The organism is Stappia sp. BW2 (assembly GCF_008107695.1).
GTDB lineage: Bacteria > Pseudomonadota > Alphaproteobacteria > Rhizobiales > Stappiaceae > Roseibium.
The window spans coordinates 1-16,782 of the sequence record NZ_VIRG01000065.1 but is presented as its reverse complement, the minus strand read 5'-3'; the positions used below and the strand labels follow the sequence as shown (position 1 = coordinate 16,782).

Annotated in this window: 17 protein-coding genes and 1 pseudogene; 7 read left to right on the top strand and 11 right to left on the bottom strand. The window is 53.1% G+C overall.

What is annotated here, in order from left to right:
- Positions 1-23: 23 nt before the first annotated feature.
- On the bottom strand, positions 24-2,012 hold the full coding sequence (locus tag FMN63_RS11445) for a tyrosinase family protein (protein WP_148584112.1): 1,989 nt from the start codon (positions 2,010-2,012) through the stop codon (positions 24-26).
- Positions 2,013-2,118: 106 nt separating this feature from the next.
- On the opposite strand from FMN63_RS11445, the gene FMN63_RS11440 reads away from it, so the two are divergent.
- Together FMN63_RS11440 and FMN63_RS11435 are read left to right on the top strand one after the other, a co-directional pair.
- Positions 2,119-3,243, top strand: a complete 1,125-nt coding sequence (locus FMN63_RS11440; protein ID WP_148584111.1) for a chymotrypsin family serine protease — start codon at positions 2,119-2,121, stop codon at positions 3,241-3,243.
- 737 nt (positions 3,244-3,980) lie between these two features.
- A complete protein-coding gene (locus FMN63_RS11435) occupies positions 3,981-5,165 on the top strand; it encodes a calcium-binding protein (RefSeq protein WP_148584110.1) in 1,185 nt (394 codons plus the stop codon).
- 195 nt (positions 5,166-5,360) lie between these two features.
- On the opposite strand, the gene FMN63_RS11430 is transcribed toward FMN63_RS11435, so the two are convergent.
- Together FMN63_RS11430 and FMN63_RS11425 are read right to left on the bottom strand one after the other, a co-directional pair.
- Positions 5,361-5,627, bottom strand: a complete 267-nt coding sequence (locus FMN63_RS11430) for a hypothetical protein (RefSeq protein ID WP_205513990.1) — start codon at positions 5,625-5,627, stop codon at positions 5,361-5,363.
- Positions 5,628-5,772: 145 nt separating this feature from the next.
- A complete protein-coding gene (locus FMN63_RS11425) occupies positions 5,773-6,405 on the bottom strand; it encodes a tyrosine-type recombinase/integrase (protein WP_148584108.1) in 633 nt (210 codons plus the stop codon).
- A gap of 397 nt (positions 6,406-6,802) precedes the next feature.
- Here FMN63_RS11425 and FMN63_RS11420 point away from each other — a divergent pair, with 397 nt between their 5' ends.
- The gene (locus tag FMN63_RS11420; protein ID WP_148584107.1) at positions 6,803-7,705 is read left to right on the top strand and encodes a hypothetical protein; all 903 of its coding nucleotides are present in this window, start codon (positions 6,803-6,805) and stop codon (positions 7,703-7,705) included.
- A 357-nt stretch (positions 7,706-8,062) separates the two neighbouring features.
- On the opposite strand, the gene kdsA is transcribed toward FMN63_RS11420, so the two are convergent.
- From kdsA to FMN63_RS11405, 3 genes are all read right to left on the bottom strand, one after another.
- Positions 8,063-8,908, bottom strand: coding sequence for a 3-deoxy-8-phosphooctulonate synthase (gene kdsA, locus FMN63_RS11415; protein WP_148584106.1), 846 nt, complete (start codon positions 8,906-8,908; stop codon positions 8,063-8,065).
- Between the two features lie 254 nt (positions 8,909-9,162).
- Positions 9,163-10,008, bottom strand: a complete 846-nt coding sequence (locus tag FMN63_RS11410; protein ID WP_148584105.1) for an MBL fold metallo-hydrolase — start codon at positions 10,006-10,008, stop codon at positions 9,163-9,165.
- A gap of 268 nt (positions 10,009-10,276) precedes the next feature.
- The gene (locus FMN63_RS11405) at positions 10,277-11,359 is read right to left on the bottom strand and encodes a MerR family transcriptional regulator (protein WP_148584104.1); all 1,083 of its coding nucleotides are present in this window, start codon (positions 11,357-11,359) and stop codon (positions 10,277-10,279) included.
- A 295-nt stretch (positions 11,360-11,654) separates the two neighbouring features.
- On the opposite strand from FMN63_RS11405, the gene FMN63_RS11400 reads away from it, so the two are divergent.
- The 3 genes from FMN63_RS11400 (at position 11,655) to FMN63_RS11390 (ending at position 13,588) form a co-directional block, all read left to right on the top strand.
- Positions 11,655-12,185: a GNAT family N-acetyltransferase gene (locus FMN63_RS11400; protein WP_148584103.1), complete on the top strand. Its 531-nt coding sequence runs from the start codon at positions 11,655-11,657 to the stop codon at positions 12,183-12,185.
- A gap of 241 nt (positions 12,186-12,426) precedes the next feature.
- Positions 12,427-12,735, top strand: coding sequence for a hypothetical protein (locus FMN63_RS11395; RefSeq protein WP_148584102.1), 309 nt, complete (start codon positions 12,427-12,429; stop codon positions 12,733-12,735).
- Between the two features lie 220 nt (positions 12,736-12,955).
- On the top strand, positions 12,956-13,588 hold the full coding sequence (locus FMN63_RS11390; RefSeq protein ID WP_148584101.1) for a hypothetical protein: 633 nt from the start codon (positions 12,956-12,958) through the stop codon (positions 13,586-13,588).
- A gap of 184 nt (positions 13,589-13,772) precedes the next feature.
- On the opposite strand, the gene FMN63_RS11385 is transcribed toward FMN63_RS11390, so the two are convergent.
- The 4 genes and pseudogenes from FMN63_RS11385 to FMN63_RS30005 form a co-directional block, all read right to left on the bottom strand.
- Entirely contained in the window at positions 13,773-14,156 is a 384-nt protein-coding gene (locus tag FMN63_RS11385; RefSeq protein WP_148584100.1) for a GFA family protein, read from the bottom strand.
- Positions 14,157-14,265: 109 nt separating this feature from the next.
- Positions 14,266-14,460: pseudogene (locus FMN63_RS30080) on the bottom strand (transposase); the annotation flags it as partial.
- A gap of 448 nt (positions 14,461-14,908) precedes the next feature.
- A complete protein-coding gene (locus FMN63_RS11375; RefSeq protein ID WP_148584099.1) occupies positions 14,909-15,136 on the bottom strand; it encodes a hypothetical protein in 228 nt (75 codons plus the stop codon).
- An 8-nt stretch (positions 15,137-15,144) separates the two neighbouring features.
- Entirely contained in the window at positions 15,145-15,540 is a 396-nt protein-coding gene (locus FMN63_RS30005) for a thermonuclease family protein (RefSeq protein WP_353619209.1), read from the bottom strand.
- A gap of 120 nt (positions 15,541-15,660) precedes the next feature.
- Between FMN63_RS30005 and FMN63_RS30000 the strand changes: the two genes are divergently transcribed.
- Positions 15,661-15,897 (top strand): excalibur calcium-binding domain-containing protein, encoded by a 237-nt coding sequence (locus FMN63_RS30000; protein ID WP_148584097.1) that lies wholly within the window; start codon positions 15,661-15,663, stop codon positions 15,895-15,897.
- A gap of 751 nt (positions 15,898-16,648) precedes the next feature.
- On the opposite strand, the gene repC is transcribed toward FMN63_RS30000, so the two are convergent.
- A partial coding sequence (repC, locus tag FMN63_RS11355) for a replication initiation protein RepC (protein ID WP_286192612.1) occupies positions 16,649-16,782 on the bottom strand: 134 nt, incomplete at its 5' end.

The following is a 16,782-nucleotide window of genomic DNA, read 5'->3' as shown; positions in this document are numbered from 1 at the left end:
GCAATCGTGTGTCAAACAGCGGCTTAACTCACGTTCATTCCCAGCAAGTCCGGCAGGTTTGGTGCATGTTGGATGGTCAGGCTGCGCCGAGCCATGTCGGGCGCAGCGTCGATCATGGCCAGCGTCCCTTGTGCTGCCGGGCGATCGAACGGGTAGCCGAGGTTTATTTCGGCTAGCTCGGGATAGCTGTCGAATCTAGCCCCACAGAAGGCGCGGCTGCCGCAACTGCTGCCTGACGCTCCCGGACTGCCCGGACTGACATGCACCATCAACTGAAACCCCATGCCGGCCTCGGTTCCCCGAGGTAGCAACAAGCTCAGCGGCCATCCGCAATCGCAAAAGTCGTCATTGTTGCCGGGGCGGTCGTGCAGGTCATCAAAGCCCCCCGCCGTAAAGCTGGAGGTCGGCCAGGGAGCGGTCCCGCCGATCTTGCGTACGACGCTGCTTTCATCGGCGAGGAACAGGATGTCGGTCTCGCCCGCCTCAAGCGAAACGGCCTTTCTGTCCAGCTCTATCCAGTATCGGTGCTGTTGTTCCGGCAAATGTGCCTCATCACCTTGCACAATCCTGTCGGCGCACAGGAACAGCCGCGCGGTTGCAGCCTGTGCAAGGGTCGAACTGGCGCGTGCGACCACGGCAAAGCGTTCTGTGAAGAGAGAGGCACGACGAAACTGTCTGGTGGAATTCCCTTGATTGTATTGAAACTCTTCGTCGATCATACCGGTGTGCAAAAGATTGGCCCCGGTTCTGCCCTCGTTCAATTCAGTTGCCGCGTCCCGCAAAAGCGTTTTACGCAGGGCTCCGCGATCCTGATTGCTGAAATCTGCTCCGGCAACTTCGGATAGGACGACGATCAGGTCATTATTCATGCCAATGCCGGTATCGGTAGGGGCATGGGCGAGCAACGTGGCGTAGTATTCCTCGGCCAGATCGTCGATCATTCGGTGCCAGCGCCAAAAGACCGGATCCTGCAAGGACGTGTGCGGATTGGTCATTACGCCTTGGCCGGCCCCAAGCGCAGCGATATGCCCGTGTCCCAAATTGTGCAGATGTAGGCCGTGAGTGGCTTCCGCGATCCAGTTCAGCTCCTCCTGCTGCACGATCTCATCCGTACCAAAAGCGAGGTTCGATTCAAGCGCCGAGCCGATCGTCGATGCGGTCAGGGGAAGGGTTCGTCCGGCGATCTGACCGCCGCTTGACAGGAAATTGCGATAGGCGGTGCGCCGAGCGTTAAGATCGGCCTGGTGCGCTGCGCTCAACGTTTCGTTGTCGGGCCGTGCGCCATAGCCAAGGAATCTCGGCTCGCGCGCATCAGGATCATAGCCCACGCCGAGGGTGTCGGAATAATCGGTCAGTGGCTCGGTAAGGGGTAGACCCGCGGCAAGACGTTCGGTTTCGTATCTAGCCAGCATCTGCTTGTGCATGTAGATGAAGACTTCACCCTGTCGGCTTTTAAGCCGAATCCGCCCCGGTTCGGGAAAGCCCGAGGTGTCATAGACGAAATGCCAGTGGCGGTGATGTTCATTCAGATAAAGGTCTTCGCGCCAGTAGTGTAGCCGGTCCTCGCCCATGGCGGGGAGGCTGACCCCTTCTCCCTCTTCGTCGTCATCGTCTCCAAAGGGTATCGCGCCGCGTTCCCTTCGAAACGCCATGGGTGGCACCGGGATTGCAGGTGTCCCGGATCTCAGTTTGGGTGCGTGTACGGCAAAGACGCCCAGCACATGCTGGGCAAGCGCCAAATCGCCCTGCCGTGCAGCCTCTTCAAAGACCTGCATGGCGGCGTCTAATCCTTCAGTTGGGTCATCTGCGTTTGCAAGGGCGGCATTCGCCGCGCGCATCAGTTCGGTGCGTCGGGTTATCGTGGACGGATCAAAAACAGAAAAGGGTTTCTGAGCGGACCGGGCAAAATCAGGGGTGGTTTCGTCATCAGAGAAGGCCGTGACACTGTCCGCCTGAACAGGTGCATTGAAGAATGCCTTTATGCGACGCTTCACGTCTGACTTGGTTGCCATGTGAATACCGAACTTAAGTATCGAAGTATAACAACTAATGTTTGATACAACCTAACATAGCATGTTATTTGGTTTCAATCAACGTGATGGGCCGGGGGGGCACGACGTGGCCAATGCGGAATTGATCCAAAAGGCAAAGGCAATCCGAAGCTGGGCGCTGGACAGCCGACTGATTGCTGCAGGTCCGCCCGAGCAGGATGTCGACGCCGGCGAAAAGCAAATGGTGGCGCAGGCGTTTGGTGCAGATCTTCCAACCAGCTGGCAGAAAAGCGGGCTGACCGGGGTAGGCGTTTCCGACACGCGCGAACGCATCATTGTGTATACAGCGGCCCGGATGCCCAAGACCGAACAGAAGCGCATGCCGTCACAGTTCAGCGATGGGGTCGAGATTCTCTACAAGCGAGCGTCTCCCTTTACACTGAAGGACGACACGCCGGACGTGGTGATAGGTGCAAAGCCTGGCAAGTTCCTTCGGAAACGCTATACCTGCGGTTCGTCCATCTCGATTGCCAATCGCCGGTCTGCCGGGACGATGGGAGCACTTGTTCGCAACGAGGAAGGGACGCTTTTGGGGCTGACCAACAACCATGTAACTGGCGGCTGCAACAACACGCGGCGCGGCATGCCCGTCTCAGCTCCGGGGATCAAAGATGTCTCTTCCACCGGCTTTCGCCCCTTTACTCTCGGGAGTCATCACACTTCGATCCCTATAGTTTTGGGCGAACCTGACACCGTCGATCACTTGCGCAATACCGATGCTGCAGTCTTTGAAATCCTGTCCGACAATTCCGTAAGTTCGATGCAACAGGGATTTTATGATACGCCAATTGCCTTGGCGGAGATTCTCGCTGATCCCGAAGACGGTTTGCTAGTAAAAAAGGTCGGACGCACTACGGGACAGACGTTCGGTCGCATTGAAAGTCAGATGATCGGGGCCTTCCCGTTGGACTACGATATTCCGACGTATCACAGCGCCATCGAAAGCGTTCGCTTTAGCGGGCGTGTCTATTTCGAACCGGTCTACCTGGTCCGCGGGATACAGGGCGTGTTCTCGGATCGTGGAGATTCCGGCGCGCTGGTCGTGACGGATGTGCCGGCAGGTCAAGAGAAAGCAGTCGGCCTGATCTTTGCGGGCGACGCGTCCGACAATTTGTCCTATATTCTACCCATCCACCCGATCTTGGATACTCTTGGGTTAACATTGGTGAGCGGGATGGGAACGAACGACTGAAATGGCACAATCATTCGAAGACGCAGCTCATCGGCTACTTGTGCAGTTGGCGCTGCCTCGCGGAGCAGTAACTTTGTTTCAGACCCGGCGTGGAGCAGATCGTGTGATCGTCGCCGACATCGAGGCAGGCGCTCTTCCTGCCGAAACGCCGCAAATAATAGACGGTTACCCTGTGATCTACCAAGAACGCCGGGTTTTGAAGATCAAATAAGGTCCGAAGGCAGCTTTTGTTCTTTCTGAGGCAGCAACAATTGCGAGGGCACCGTATCTCTCTCGTCATCACACTCGGCAAACCTGTGTTTTTTCCATACTAAAAGTGGTGCCGAGCGCAGGCCCTTATGCGAAGTGCAGCCTTCACCAACTTGGGCTCAAGCCGTTCATTTGTTGCGCGGAGCACCAAAGTCCGCTTTGGGCCGGAAATGACGCTCTCACAAGCCTAGTCAACTCAACCATTGCCGCGCCGCCGCATAGCAGCTCCGAGCCCTTTTACCAAATGTAGCGCCTAGAACGAACGGCGGCTTTATTACCTGACGGTTTGGGCTCGCAAACAGCACGAACACTTCTGCTTGTTACATCCATGACCATTTTCTTTTTGTCCGGCATCTAAACCGCCGGGCTGATTGACCTGCCGGGCAACCATTCTTTGAAGCACGCACAAAAAAATCCTTAAGTGAATTACCAGCATTTTAAGCGTGTTATATGAGGCTTGTCGCGTGATCAGAAAGTGGATGAAGCCTTTGAAAAAATACGTTTTCTTGTTTTCAGTTTTTGCAGCAGCGATTTTGTTGATCTTTTTCTATAAGGAATATCCATATAGAAATACCGAGATTGTAGTCGGCGATCATTTGATCTCATTGCCCTACGGCATTGAGTTCCGCACACCTGTCGAAAAAGCCCCTATGGCAATAGCGCGGGATATTTGGAAGTCTGCAACCCAAGCTGATGACGGTTCTTCACAGCCTGCACAAAAACAACCAACTGTCGAAAGCGCGCGTGTGAACTACGAAAAAGCCCGGAAGGTCACAATTCTCACCAACCAGTCGGAACGATCAAACAATGCAGACTTCAAATGGCTGAGGTCCAGAATGTTTCAAATCACGCTTTTTGAACTCACTGACGGTGAAAAATCCAGCCAATGCAGAAGGCTCGACACTTTGAGCAACCGCGTAGCGAAGGGGCTCGGGAAGCGCTCTGAAAAAGAATACGATTTTCCGTTTCACATTTTCGAACGCAAGGGGCAGGTTGATTACCTCAGCGACGAATACGGCGTTTTTGGATCGCGCGTTACTGCAAAATGTTTGACATCGGGACAAAATAAAGGGCTTTGCAGTTTTGACGGGGTGCTGGGCCAAAATCTTGGCGTTGCAGGGTACTTTGGCGAGAGTAGCATTCCAAGGGACCAATGGTTCGAAGTTCCAACGCGTCTGGATGCCTACCTCAAAACAATCGTCAGCCCGCTCTATAGTCAACAACTGGCAGTTTCCGAAACGCAAAGCTGTGCGATTAGACAAGTCGCTGCAAGTAATAAGAAACGCAAAGTAGCCGGCCTTCTGCGCAATGGTAACAAAGCCAACAACACGCTCAAAGGTACTGAATATCACGACATTTTTAATGGCGGGGGAGGTAACGACATCTTGCAGGGTTTGGGTGGCAGCGATCGTTACAACTTTTGGAAAAATGATGGAAACGACATAATCATGGACAATTCAACGGAGGGAAATGAAATCATGTTCCTCGGTGACTATGATGAAAACAAGTTCTACCGTTCTGACCGCGATCAAGATGTCGATCAATGCGACTTGCTCATTAAATATGACAATAACCAACAAGTAACGATCGTTGATTGGTGCAACTTGCCTAAAGTGGTTCAGGATAAATGGACGTTCAAGACGCAAGAGATTCCGCTCCCTGGTCACTATTGATCATGCGCCCAGCTGCGCTCTTTTACAACGAAAAGCAGCCGTTAGTATTTGAAGCTCAAAGGCCCGGTTTGTCCCGCGCTGCCGACCTTGCCGAATTACCTGGTTGAGTAGTTGCGGCGAATGTCTCCTTCGACTGGCCGCACCGCAGCGAAGTGGAACCGGACGAGCGGCAGCTCCGGGCCGTTCTTGCTTGGCCTATTTCTTGAACGGGATCACGTTTGAACCGCCATTGGCAAACGAAACGGCTCCCTCTTCGCGAATGGTCGCGACCGCTTCGTTGAAAGCGGCCTGGTCGTCCTGGAACAACTCGTCCCAAACAATGGATGTGCCGTCGGCGGTGATTACTTCCAGCGACCAGCCATCTCCACCTTCGAGTTTGTAGATATCTACCTTGAATGGCACACCGTCTTCAACGATCCGTTGCGATGCGCTCGAGATGATCAGGTTGGGTTCGCGTTCCATCATTACACCTATTTGCGTATCTAGAAGCAGGGTACGAAAGCAGACTGCGTTTGCCAATGTTCACGAGGCGGAACGCGGCGCGAGGGCGGCGGCTTTATCGTCCGGCGACGGGTTGGAGCCGGCGTTGCCACCAGCCCCACCGCGTTCAAATCTCGACGCTTTCAGAAATGGAAAGCGCGTCCTCCAGATCGACGCCAAGATAGCGGACCGTGCTGTCCATCTTGGTGTGGCCAAGAAGTAGCTGCACAGCTCGCAGGTTGCCCGTCTTCCGATATATCTGGGCAACCTTGGTTCGTCGCATGGAGTGGGTTCCGTACGCGCTTGGCTCCAGTCCGATTGAGCGGACCCAGTCTTTCAGCATTCGCGCATATTGCCGGGTTGAGATGTGTGGTCGGTCGTGAAACCGGCCCGGCAAAAGAAACTCGTGGCCTGACATCAGTGGGTGGGCGATCCAATCAGCCAGCGATTTGCGTGTTCCTTCGGTGATCTCGAAGCGGACCGGTGTGCTGGTCTTGCTTTGTAGGATTGATGCGCGCTCTTTGACCGTCCCGGCGGCATAGACGTCAGCCACCTTCAGGCGGACGAGATCGCAGCCTCTGAGCTTGCTGTCGACCGCCATGTTGAACAGTGCAAGATCACGTGTGGCGCCGGCCAATTCAAGTCGGACACGAATGGCCCAAACGTGTTTGGGAAGCAACGGTCGTTTCTGGCCGATTATGCGGCCATGGTTCCAGGCCTTCTTGGACGGGATGACCATGGGCAAGTTTGAAGCGGACATAGCGGTTCCTCCGTACCGTTCCCTCCACTCCACACCGTTCGTGACATTCGAACAGCCCATGATAGATGAAGACGGCCGATGCCGCGTTGGCTGCTTGGAGCCCACTTCCACCGCAGCTGCGCAATGAATGAATGTCGGCTTTGGCGACGCAATCCAAAACGTGTGTCAGTTCCTAACCGCGCCGGCAGGGTCTGCAAAAAGGTGAAACCCTGATAAACTCAAGGAAGGGTAGATCGTTTCCCAGGAGGCCTTCATTTTCAAGAATTACAGTCTTTCAAGGCTTACCCATTACCTGAATCGCAGCTTGCGCCTGTCTCTCATGGTCGTTGCTTGTGTCTTAATCATCACAAGCGTGATCCAGTTGGTTTCGCTTTGGCCAGAGGAACCCAATCTCCCAATGGAGCGGGATGAAACGGTCGCAGCGCAGGTTCTGCCTGGCGGAAAACACACATTTGTTGACCCACGACAACGAGGTGAAACAGAGCCACGCACTCACGTGGAGATTGTCACGCGATTTGAGCAGACCGACTTTACAACTGAGGAGGTCACCTTCTCGATCATAGCCAAGATAGACCGCAACTGGATGGACAGTGCGACCCGCGATAATCCGGAGGCTCATCTTTGGTTTCGCTTGTTTCGGATCATCCCACAATCCTTCGAGGTGAAGAAATCAGCGTCTGATTTTCTGAAGGATACGGACGAGGACGAAGATTACACGCTCACCTGGGAACTTGGCCGATTCACGCAAGGCTTTGAGGCAGACCCTGCGTCCTTTCCACTCGATACGGTCACACAATACGCGCAATATTCCATGATTTGGATGCGGACAAGGAACCAGTCTTTTTCAAAAGGTAGCTCGCCTGTCTATCTGGCCTGGACCTATGAGGTAGCCAAGCGCAATGTTGGATTGGCACTGAATGTGCGCGCAACGCCACATCCGCGACATGCTTTCCGTCACATTGCGTCGTTTTCCTTTGTGCGCTCGGCGACGACAGTCACACAGATTGGTATTTACCTAGCCGCCCTTTTTTGCGTCACCGTGGCCGTCGCAGCCTTGAGCATTCACAACGCCCGACAGTCCGGCAGCCATCTGGAAGATGTGGGTGGTATTGCAGCATTGGCATTGGCAATCCCTGCCATCCGCGCTCTCCTGCCTGGTCCAAATCTGAACATATCCACCTTACTCGATGCCGCCTTCTTGCTTCTCTTTTCGATCCTGATATCCGCGATATTGATACGGATTGCGCTGCAAATTCCTATGCAGAAAACGCAGACGAGGACAAATGAGGGACCTGACTGATGGAACCAGATCTGCGCTGTGGGCGTCTTAGCAAACGTGACGCGCTTCTGCTGTTTCGATATTGAGATGTTTGGTGATCCTCCTTCTGGTCGAAGATAAGCAGACACTGGCGTAGTTGTGGCAAATTGGTGATAGGTCCGCCCATCCGTCGTTGAACGGTCGGACGGACGCGATTTCTGCGAATGGCAGCTTCAGGAAGTGTGCCGTGCAGCATTGCGGCCTGTCGCGAAGGTCAGCTTAGGGCCGACTGTTGACCAACAAAGGTCCAATTCGGGATGCGATGCTACGGCGAGAATGCTTCAAACCCACAGTCAACAGAGGCGCACAACTCTTTGACTCGAGTCTTCTTTGAGGTGATTACTCGATTTCCAGTTTCGGCAGGCCTTTGACCAATTCATCAACTGCTTTCATCTGCTCCAGGAAGGGGCGAAGCTGAGCTAGAGGTAAAGCGCTTGGCCCGTCGCACTTGGCCTGATCAGGATTGGGGTGCGCCTCTACGAAGAGCCCCGCCAGTCCGACGGCGAGGCCTGCTCGACCAAGTTCCGCTACCTGGCTGCGCCTGCCCCCTGAGGCCCCGGCAGCAGCCTCCCTCATCTGAAGGGCGTGTGTTACATCGAAGATGATCGGTGCATCGTTGCTAGTAGCTCGCATAATGCCAATACCGAGCATGTCGACCACTAGGTTGTCGTAGCCAAAACACGAACCTCGCTCGCACAGCATGACTTTTTCATTTCCGCACTCTTGCAGCTTTTCGACGAGGTTGCGCACTTGGGGAGGGCTCATGAACTGCGGCTTTTTCACATTGATTACTGCGCCGGTTACGGCAGCCGCAGCGATGAGATCGGTCTGACGCGCAAGAAAGGCGGGGATCTGAAGTATCTCGCACACCTCGGACACCGGGGAAGCCTGACTAGGGTCGTGGATGTCGGTGATGACAGGGATGCCAAATGTATCGCGGACCTCGCGCAATACTTCTAATCCCGCGTCAAGGCCTGGTCCGCGATATGAGTGAATCGAAGAGCGGTTGGCCTTGTCGAAGGAGGCTTTGAAAATATAAGGCAGACCAAGATCTGTGGTGATTCTAACGAATTCTTCTGCCACCAGCAGGGCGAGGTCACGGGACTCGATGACATTAATGCCCCCGATGAGAGCCATCGGCCGGTCGTTACTGATTAAAAGCGATCCGACTTGAACGGTTTTCATAACATTCCAGCTCCCAAACTAGCTGATTGCTATCGTGCAAGATGTGGGAATGCAACGAAAGCTTTGGGCCGCATTACCGCTGCCTGATGGCAATTGATTTCGCAATTGCAACGTATGGCGACTTTCGTGACCTGCATCGCAGCACCCTTTTGGGGCAACGACAACTCCGGGCCGTTTGTTTCGACTAGGCATCACCATGGTCAGGATTGGGGCGCCGCCCCGCAACATGGCCGGTTTGAGCCCAATCTTCCTTGTCAAGCTCTTCTCAGTTCGATCATCTGGCCATCGTAGGCCGGCGTGACATGACCGTAGCCGCGATCCACAAACCAGGACTTCAAAACCAAATAGTCCATTTTCTCATCCATGTGGGTGAGAAAAACCTGCCTCGGCTTGAACTGATAGACAAGCTTCAGGACGGTTTCGGGATCGCCATGCGACTCCGATGGTTCCCAATAGTCGCAATCCAGAATCCAGGTGTCGATATCCGCCAAACAATTCCAGCTCTGAATCGGAAAAGACTTCACGTCCGGGCTATAGACAAAGTCAGCTATTCTTATTCCTAGACTGTCCGATCCTCCGTGATGCTGCGAAAAAGGAAGTATTTTCATACCATTCGCTTCGAAGGCTTCGTAGGCACGAATTGGATGCCAAAAAATCTTATACTGATTGTGTTCCCCAAAACCAACAATGCTGGTGGAACCGTCTATTTTTTCTCCAAAAAACAAATAGGGAAACATGCCACGGATGAAGGCCATACAAGTTTCATCGGTGTAAACATTCAGGTCGCCCTTAAGGACCTCCTCCATATAGTAAGGAAGCTCTCCTATCCCTGCGATATGGTCCCAGTGACCGTGGGTAATCAGGATGGTGTCGGGGATTACATTTGCCCTAGAGGTTTGAAGCCGAAAATCAGGCCCAATATCAATCAGCAGGCACTGCTCATTCTGAGTAACCAGAACCGATGGCCGTGTCCTTTCGTTCTTGGGATTGGCTGGATCACACAGGCCCCAGACCCCCCCGGCCAAGGGAACGCCATAGGTAGCGCCGCATCCTAATACAGTGATTGTCTTCAATGGATTTGCCTCTGGCGTATCGGACATCGCCCTCGCGGTGGGAAGGCATCAACTTCAAAATAGGCAATTTCAGCTCAACTTCTGTCAATGTCCACTTAATCCCGCAATCCCACCGTCTTGCGGCAATGGTTTTCGACGGCGCAATGAATGGCGGAAAGTTTGGCTTCACTTCTCTTTATGGCCATGGCGGTAGCGTGTACCTGGACCGGTCACTCAGAGTAGGCAGTGGCCATAACTTTCCATCCGCAAATTGCGCTGTTTGCCCCGTCAGGCATTTCATCGCCGGAAAGCCATCTCAAGAAACGGGCCTGAAAAAGATGCCACCAAAGCGGCCATCAGACGCAAGGATGAACTTGAACTCAAGCTCGCCGTTGTCGAAGGTCACGTCATGAACATCCCAGCCCTCGGGATCGACGCACTTGAAGCTTATTTCCCGAATAGAGCCTAATTCCTCAAGCTCGGATTGGATTGCCGCGGATTGTTCGTGGCTGGCCAATGCCAGTGCCGGCATCATGCGCGCGTAGTCCGGCTCTCCACGCTGGTGCTGCTCAATCATCTCGCGAAGCAGGGCTTCGCTGTTCTCCACCGGCTGATTTTTGCGGATGCGTTCGGCAAGCGCTTCATCCACCGCGAGGGCGACTTTGGCTTCGACTCGTTGCGCAGCCTGCTCGTAACCGTTCTGATGCAGAATGAGGCCGGAAACCGCCCCGTCCTCGTTGCGGACAAAGGTGACCTGCGCCTGTACGGCTTTATAAAAGAAGCGGTCCTCGTCTTCAGCGAAGATTTCCAGCTCGGCCTGACCCGTCAACCGGGCGAAAAGCCGACCATCTCTCGACGTGATGGCAAAGACATGCTCATCCAGAAGGTAGAAGCCAGCATAGTCGGTATAGAGGCCGGGAGCTATATTCTTTTCCGTACGCGGTCTTGCCTGCTCGTAGCGCCGCCAGGCAACACTATCCATCGATGCATCACGCATATTCATTTCCTTTGCGAGTTTCACGAGATCGTCGACGGAAAGGAGCGTTCCTGCGGCTGTCTTCGCTCGCAGGGCTTCGACCATGGCAAGGCTTTGCTGTAGCCGTTGAAGTTTCCCCTGCAGCGCAATCGTCTGCATGGTCAGCATTCGGTCGAGATCGGTCGCATGGCCTGCCATCAGGCCGGCAATATGCTGCAAACTCAGTCCCAGCCGCTTCAACGCCAATATTTCTGTCAGCCGGGCCACTTCGCCAGTGCCGTAAAGCCGCCAGTTTTTTCCGTTGCGCCGCGGCTGGATAAGACCGGCTTGCTCGTAAAGTCGCAGCGCCCGCACGGTGACACCGGTGCGCTCGGCGCATTGTGCAGCTGTCAGCCAAACATGTTTTTCAGACCCATTCCGCATGAGACCTCCTGTCCGTCGGAATTGTCTTCTAGTCTATGACCCAGGGTCCGGCTCAAGGGAAAACAACGGTAACCGGTCAGGACAAATGTGCTGTTTCGAGCGGAGCGCTTAGGGTTTTGAACAGCCAAAATGGTGGAGCATTGCCCCCAGGGGAACACCTGCGGCGCAGATTAACTCCGCACTTATGAACTCGTTGCGCGTTGCGCCCCGACGGTCATCAAGAAAGGACCTTGATAAGAAGACATTTCCGTTATGCTCGCCTAAAGAGCGCTAACCTCAGTGTCGGAAACTTTGAATGACTTTGGCTCTGGATACTCCTCGCTTGCACTTATCTCAGGTCCAAATTGAGGACTGGGTTGAATATTATTCCATCTTGTCGGCTCCCGAGACATCTGCGCACACCGACTTGCCACGCGCACCGACGGAGAAACGGGCAAAAGGACTTGTCGGCTGGATGATCCGTACTTCCCAGCAAGCCAAGGGGTTCGCTTGGATGGTGCGCCTTGTTGAAACAGACGTTCTCATTGGCTGTATTCGACTTAACTCCATCGACAAGTCGGCGTCAGTGGCAGTCATCGGCTACGAGTTCGGCAAGTCCTGGTGGGGGCACGGATACGCTACAGAATCTTTGATCGCTGTAACGAAACACTGCCACGAGGGTATGAAGTTATTCAGGCTCGAAGCCTGGACGTTGCCGGGAAATCCGGCCTCGGATCGAGTTTTGATCAAGGCAGGGTTCAGGTACGAGGGGACCCAAAGGCAGAAAATGATCATTGGGAGCCAGCGTTTTGATCAAAGGCTTTTCGGGCGACTGGCGGACGATTGACGGGATCAACTGCGGTTGCATCCCAGTTCTATCTCGGTACGAATTCTGCTTTTTCTGCGAAGCCGCCATTCCTTGAGACGGTGCACTATGGCGGCTTCGGGCCGTTTGTGTCGACCAGGCCCCAGCCGAGGTCCGGATCGGGATGCTGTGGCGCCGTAAGTCCGCTTAGAGCCCTTACTGCTCGTCATTTGACAAGAGCTGGGTTAGGTTTTCGCGGAAATGGAAGGAAGATATTGAACCGATGCCTGATGTCTACGAACTCGTGATCTGCGACATTTCTGGTGAACATAAGCCAGTCGCTGTGTTTCAGTCAGAAAGTCCCTTTATGCCGCTTCACGTTGGCGAACGCTTTGATGACCACGGTTGGGATCGCCTTGATGGGGTTGGTAAAATCGGCACTCCAGAGAAACCGGTCCGTTATCTTGTGTTTGCAACCAAGCATGTCATTTTTGAGCTTGACGGAAAGACAGTTTACCAGTTTTGCGTTGATCTACAGCCTTATAGCGGCCCTCGATCACCGGCTTGGGGACACCATAATCCAGTCGAATAGAAACGCTCCTGCTCGAAAGGCTGCACTGTCCGCTCTGCCGACTTTACTGCGGAAGCGCAAAACTCACGCTCCGCGTTGATGAAATCGCTCACAGAAGCGCTCGGCGCTTGCCGCCCAAGCTTGATCCCACCGCCACATCGCGCCTACGATGGAAACCGAAGATCAAATGGGGAATCTGCATTTATGATTTTTCCCACAACATGGGCCTAAGGAGATTTACATGAGCGCTCCCGACGGATCGACCCACCTCCCGAATGGCAAACCGCTTCCCGCTCTTCCGGCACCAGAAGCGACCGAAGGTCTTGCTGCACCGTTCATGAATTTCGCAGGCCCGGGTTACCGGTCCAACTTTCGCATTCGGCCGCAAAACTTGTTTGATTTTGCGGCCAAAATCCATGACATGACCTATCATATTAACAATTTGAGCTTCTCCGAAAGCTATGAAAACCAACCCCAAAAACGATCTCAGCGGGCAAAAGCCGACAAGATTTTTCACATCATGAACGACGCGGTGAAAATTAAGATCATATCATCACTTTACAGAGGCATTGCGAAGGCTATTTTCGAGGATGAAGACAAAATTATTGCCGAGGATGGTTTCATTAATGTATTAAAGCAACCTGAATACATAATAAAGCTTAGTAAACCATCGGAATATTTAATGATACCTTTTGAAAGCCTTCCAACAAACCAAAGACGTTACACGATTACAGAGCAAATGGGAAAATATGTTACCCATAAAATCAAAAAACCTGACTACCAGACAGCAGTTGACTATGATTTCAAACCGGGTTTTCTGAGTTGGGCGTCGAGTATTTACGGCGTTGTTCTGTCGAGTGTAAAGCAAATATGACACGCCAGGCTGTGAAGACGGATTAGATCAAGATGCAGGCGGCTGAGATTGATCAGCCGTAAAACATGTTTGTTTTCGATGTAACTTCTAACGTAAATGCAACAGGGGTCTAAAAGCCGCCGCAGAGCAGGGCGGATGGCGACGAGCTAAAGAGTTCCGGCGACCGTAGGATTTTCGACAGCTTTTAGAAGCAAGCGATCTGCGGCTCGTTTTCATGGATTTCGTAGTAGTCGCCTTTGTCTTTGACTAATATGTGTTTTCCGACTTTTAAGCCCGTCGGTCCGTTTAAGCTCCCTGCGGCAATGGCGATATTTTCCTGGCCGTTCCTCTGATAAAAAAGGCTGGATCCGCAGAATTTACAGAATCCTCGTCTGGCAAAGCTCGAGGACTCATACCATCCAAGACCGTCCTTATTGGAGAAGCGCAGTTTATCAATTGGCGCGTGAGTGCATGCCCAGGTGTGACCGCTGATCCGTCTGCATTGACTGCAATGGCAAACCGTCAACGTTTCCTGTGCAGCTTCTACTTCAAATTCAACTTTGCCGCATTCGCATTTTCCGGTGATCAATAAGAACCTCCAATAGCATCACACATCTTGGGTTGCGCTTGGTTACCCAAGTCGGGGCGCGAAACTAACCGGAAGTTAGTGATTTGCTCAATTAGGCAAGTTCTTTCCACTACTTCTCACTAGGCGTCCGGAAGCCGAGGCACTTTCTCAGTGTGTTGTTCAGCTGATCAATCAGCGTTCGTATCGACTCGTCAGGAACTGACAAGACAGCGGTTTCCCTTGGTAAATATCGTCAGATCCGCCTGTTCATGTTCTCAACAGAGCCTTTCTGCCAGGGAGCAGAAGGATCGCAGAAATAGGCGTCTAGTAAACGAGGGGCAATTCAAAGGTCCTGACACCGGACATGTTCCAATATGAAGGCTCCTCTATTTGGAACTAGTGTTTCGAGACCACCACCACGTAATGACAAGGTTGATCAGCCAGACTATGAGAAGGCTGACCGCAACAGAAAACAAACTAGTATACACGTTGAATTCTCGAGCTTCTGGACTCATCTGTAGATTGATTTCTAAAACAATCGCCACAAAAACTGCGGTGCAGACCATTTTGATAAAGGACATTTTGGAGGTAGGGTCTAAGTTGCGAATGACTGCGACGACAACAAAAGCAAATATCCACCTCAGTGGATCGAAAAACACTGCTGCGAAGATCAATAGCAGTATGGTCTGCAACACGGATTAAGCTCCTCAGATAGCTCCAACCAGACGGACTAATACCTCTTCTGGTGTTTCTAGTAGCAAAATGGAAGCTCCTTAGTCTTTCTCGCGATTTATGAAACTCAATAGGCTGAGCAATTTCCGGTAGCCCCATTCACCTTCATGGCTGCTAGCAAAAAACCACCCAATAGCTGCACCGATCGGCCCGAACACCACCCAACCGTTTACCGCACTGCCAAAACCTGCAACCCCGAGTGTTGAACCGATAAAAAGGCCGCCAACCAAAAACCCAAGGAGTGCCAAAACGAATTTTCTTACAAACATCTAGGCTCCTATCGTTCACACTTGGCGTTTTTTGAATAGTGGCGGCCGGAGTACTTCGGCCACGCACAGGCATGCCCAGACTTCACCAACTCCGTCGCAATATCGTCTCCACCGACAAAGCACTGCGCCACAAAGCGTTCTCCAGATTTCTTGCGTGATCTTCCATCGCAGGGCGTCCCCTCGCCTACAGTTCGACATTGCACGGTATTCCCCGCAACCAATCGCTTGGTGAATTGAGTTGCTTCCCTATACCCAGGTTGGCCACGTTCCGGCGTATCCACTCCACACAGGCGGATTTTGATCAGCGGCCGGCTAAGCTGAAACGTGTCGCCGTCAATCACTCTAGATACGGTGCTTTTCCATTCCTCCGCTGATGCTTGAAAAGAGAGAAGACAAAGAAGCATCGCGAGTATTGTTCTATTCATACTGCGAAAATTCCATTCTTGAGCGTTAAGGATACGCCGCAATAAAAGTTGCGATCGACCAAAAATACACGCAACCTCTCATTGAGTTGGGAGGTTGCAATGTCTATTCGCTTGTTTCTTGCATTGTTAGTTGTTGGCGCTTCTATCACGCCAACGCAATCTCAATCTGGATGCCATCCGAGCTATGATCCTTGTGTTCCCATAGCGAGCGACGTTGATTGTGCGGGTGGTCGCGGAAATGGCCCTGTCTATGTAAGGGGGCCAATCCGCGTTATTGGTCCTGACGTCTACCGCCTGGATCGGGATGGAGACGGTATTGCTTGCGAAAGGGGCTAGACCTTCAGGCCGCCCTTTCGTTCGTCCCTTCTGCAACAAGTCGCTCCATTTCGAAGGACATCAGAACGGTCATTGTAGACGTTGGCGCCGAGGCATTGACCCGATTTGCACTCGCTAGCAGTTGGTCAAGGTCCAGGCTGTCGGAAGTCCCGCCTCTGAACCATCTCAGGCTTATTGAGAAATAGCCATGAAACTGCCGTGAAACACGGTGCAGACCAGTTGCCGCGGTTCCTTGTCGTGTTTATCAGCCCGAAGACAAGGCGCAGGTGTTCCGCGCCGTGGTTCTTCAAGAGCTTTTGGCATCTCCGTCGAGCGCGCGATTGCAGGCGCAGTATCAGGCCTTTGTGGTTTTCTGACCGGGTACGAATTATGGCCGCAGATGGTGGCTGCCTACTTCGCGGGCGGAACGACGACACCCCTTTATGCGCTATTCCTAGCCTATACGAATGACTTTCTGGCACCGGAAGATATGCCGGCCGCATTGGGCGGGCTCGTGTTCACCTTTGGGCTTGGCGCGATCATCGGTCCGCTATTCCCGTCAGCCAGACCGAGCGTTACACTTACTGCCTCGCCGGTTGCCGTGGAAACTGCGAGCTCATGGACGGTTGAACAAGCCGAGACAGAAGGCCATGAGAAAAGCTGAAACGAAAGACTTCAACAGCTGCTCTCGACCAGTAATATTCAAATAGGATCTAGCGGCTTTGCAGGAGTCGTGCCCCTGATACCACCGGGCGCAATAGAATACTGCGCCTCATACCGCCAGTCCATGCAGGGATTTGTGGAGGTGCAACTTGCCCTCCCCTGCCCTGTCGATCATGGCGCGGAAATATCCACCTGGGGATACGATTTGCTCCGGATCGCGCAAGGCTTTCTCCGCGACGACGA

Excerpts from the sequence above, each read along its gene's own strand:
- FMN63_RS11445 (WP_148584112.1), bottom strand. The coding sequence starts at position 2,012 with ATGGCAACCAAGTCAGACGTGAAGCGTCGCATAAAGGCATTCTTCAAT.
- FMN63_RS11430 (WP_205513990.1), bottom strand. The coding sequence starts at position 5,627 with ATGGAACGCGAACCCAACCTGATCATCTCGAGCGCATCGCAACGGATC.
- FMN63_RS11425 (WP_148584108.1), bottom strand. The coding sequence starts at position 6,405 with ATGTCCGCTTCAAACTTGCCCATGGTCATCCCGTCCAAGAAGGCCTGG.
- FMN63_RS11420 (WP_148584107.1), top strand. The coding sequence starts at position 6,803 with ATGGAGCGGGATGAAACGGTCGCAGCGCAGGTTCTGCCTGGCGGAAAA.
- kdsA (WP_148584106.1), bottom strand. The coding sequence starts at position 8,908 with ATGAAAACCGTTCAAGTCGGATCGCTTTTAATCAGTAACGACCGGCCG.
- FMN63_RS11410 (WP_148584105.1), bottom strand. The coding sequence starts at position 10,008 with ATGTCCGATACGCCAGAGGCAAATCCATTGAAGACAATCACTGTATTA.
- FMN63_RS11405 (WP_148584104.1), bottom strand. The coding sequence starts at position 11,359 with ATGCGGAATGGGTCTGAAAAACATGTTTGGCTGACAGCTGCACAATGC.
- FMN63_RS11400 (WP_148584103.1), top strand. The coding sequence starts at position 11,655 with ATGACTTTGGCTCTGGATACTCCTCGCTTGCACTTATCTCAGGTCCAA.
- FMN63_RS11395 (WP_148584102.1), top strand. The coding sequence starts at position 12,427 with ATGCCTGATGTCTACGAACTCGTGATCTGCGACATTTCTGGTGAACAT.
- FMN63_RS11390 (WP_148584101.1), top strand. The coding sequence starts at position 12,956 with ATGAGCGCTCCCGACGGATCGACCCACCTCCCGAATGGCAAACCGCTT.
- FMN63_RS11375 (WP_148584099.1), bottom strand. The coding sequence starts at position 15,136 with ATGTTTGTAAGAAAATTCGTTTTGGCACTCCTTGGGTTTTTGGTTGGC.
- FMN63_RS30005 (WP_353619209.1), bottom strand. The coding sequence starts at position 15,540 with ATGCTTCTTTGTCTTCTCTCTTTTCAAGCATCAGCGGAGGAATGGAAA.
- FMN63_RS30000 (WP_148584097.1), top strand. The coding sequence starts at position 15,661 with ATGTCTATTCGCTTGTTTCTTGCATTGTTAGTTGTTGGCGCTTCTATC.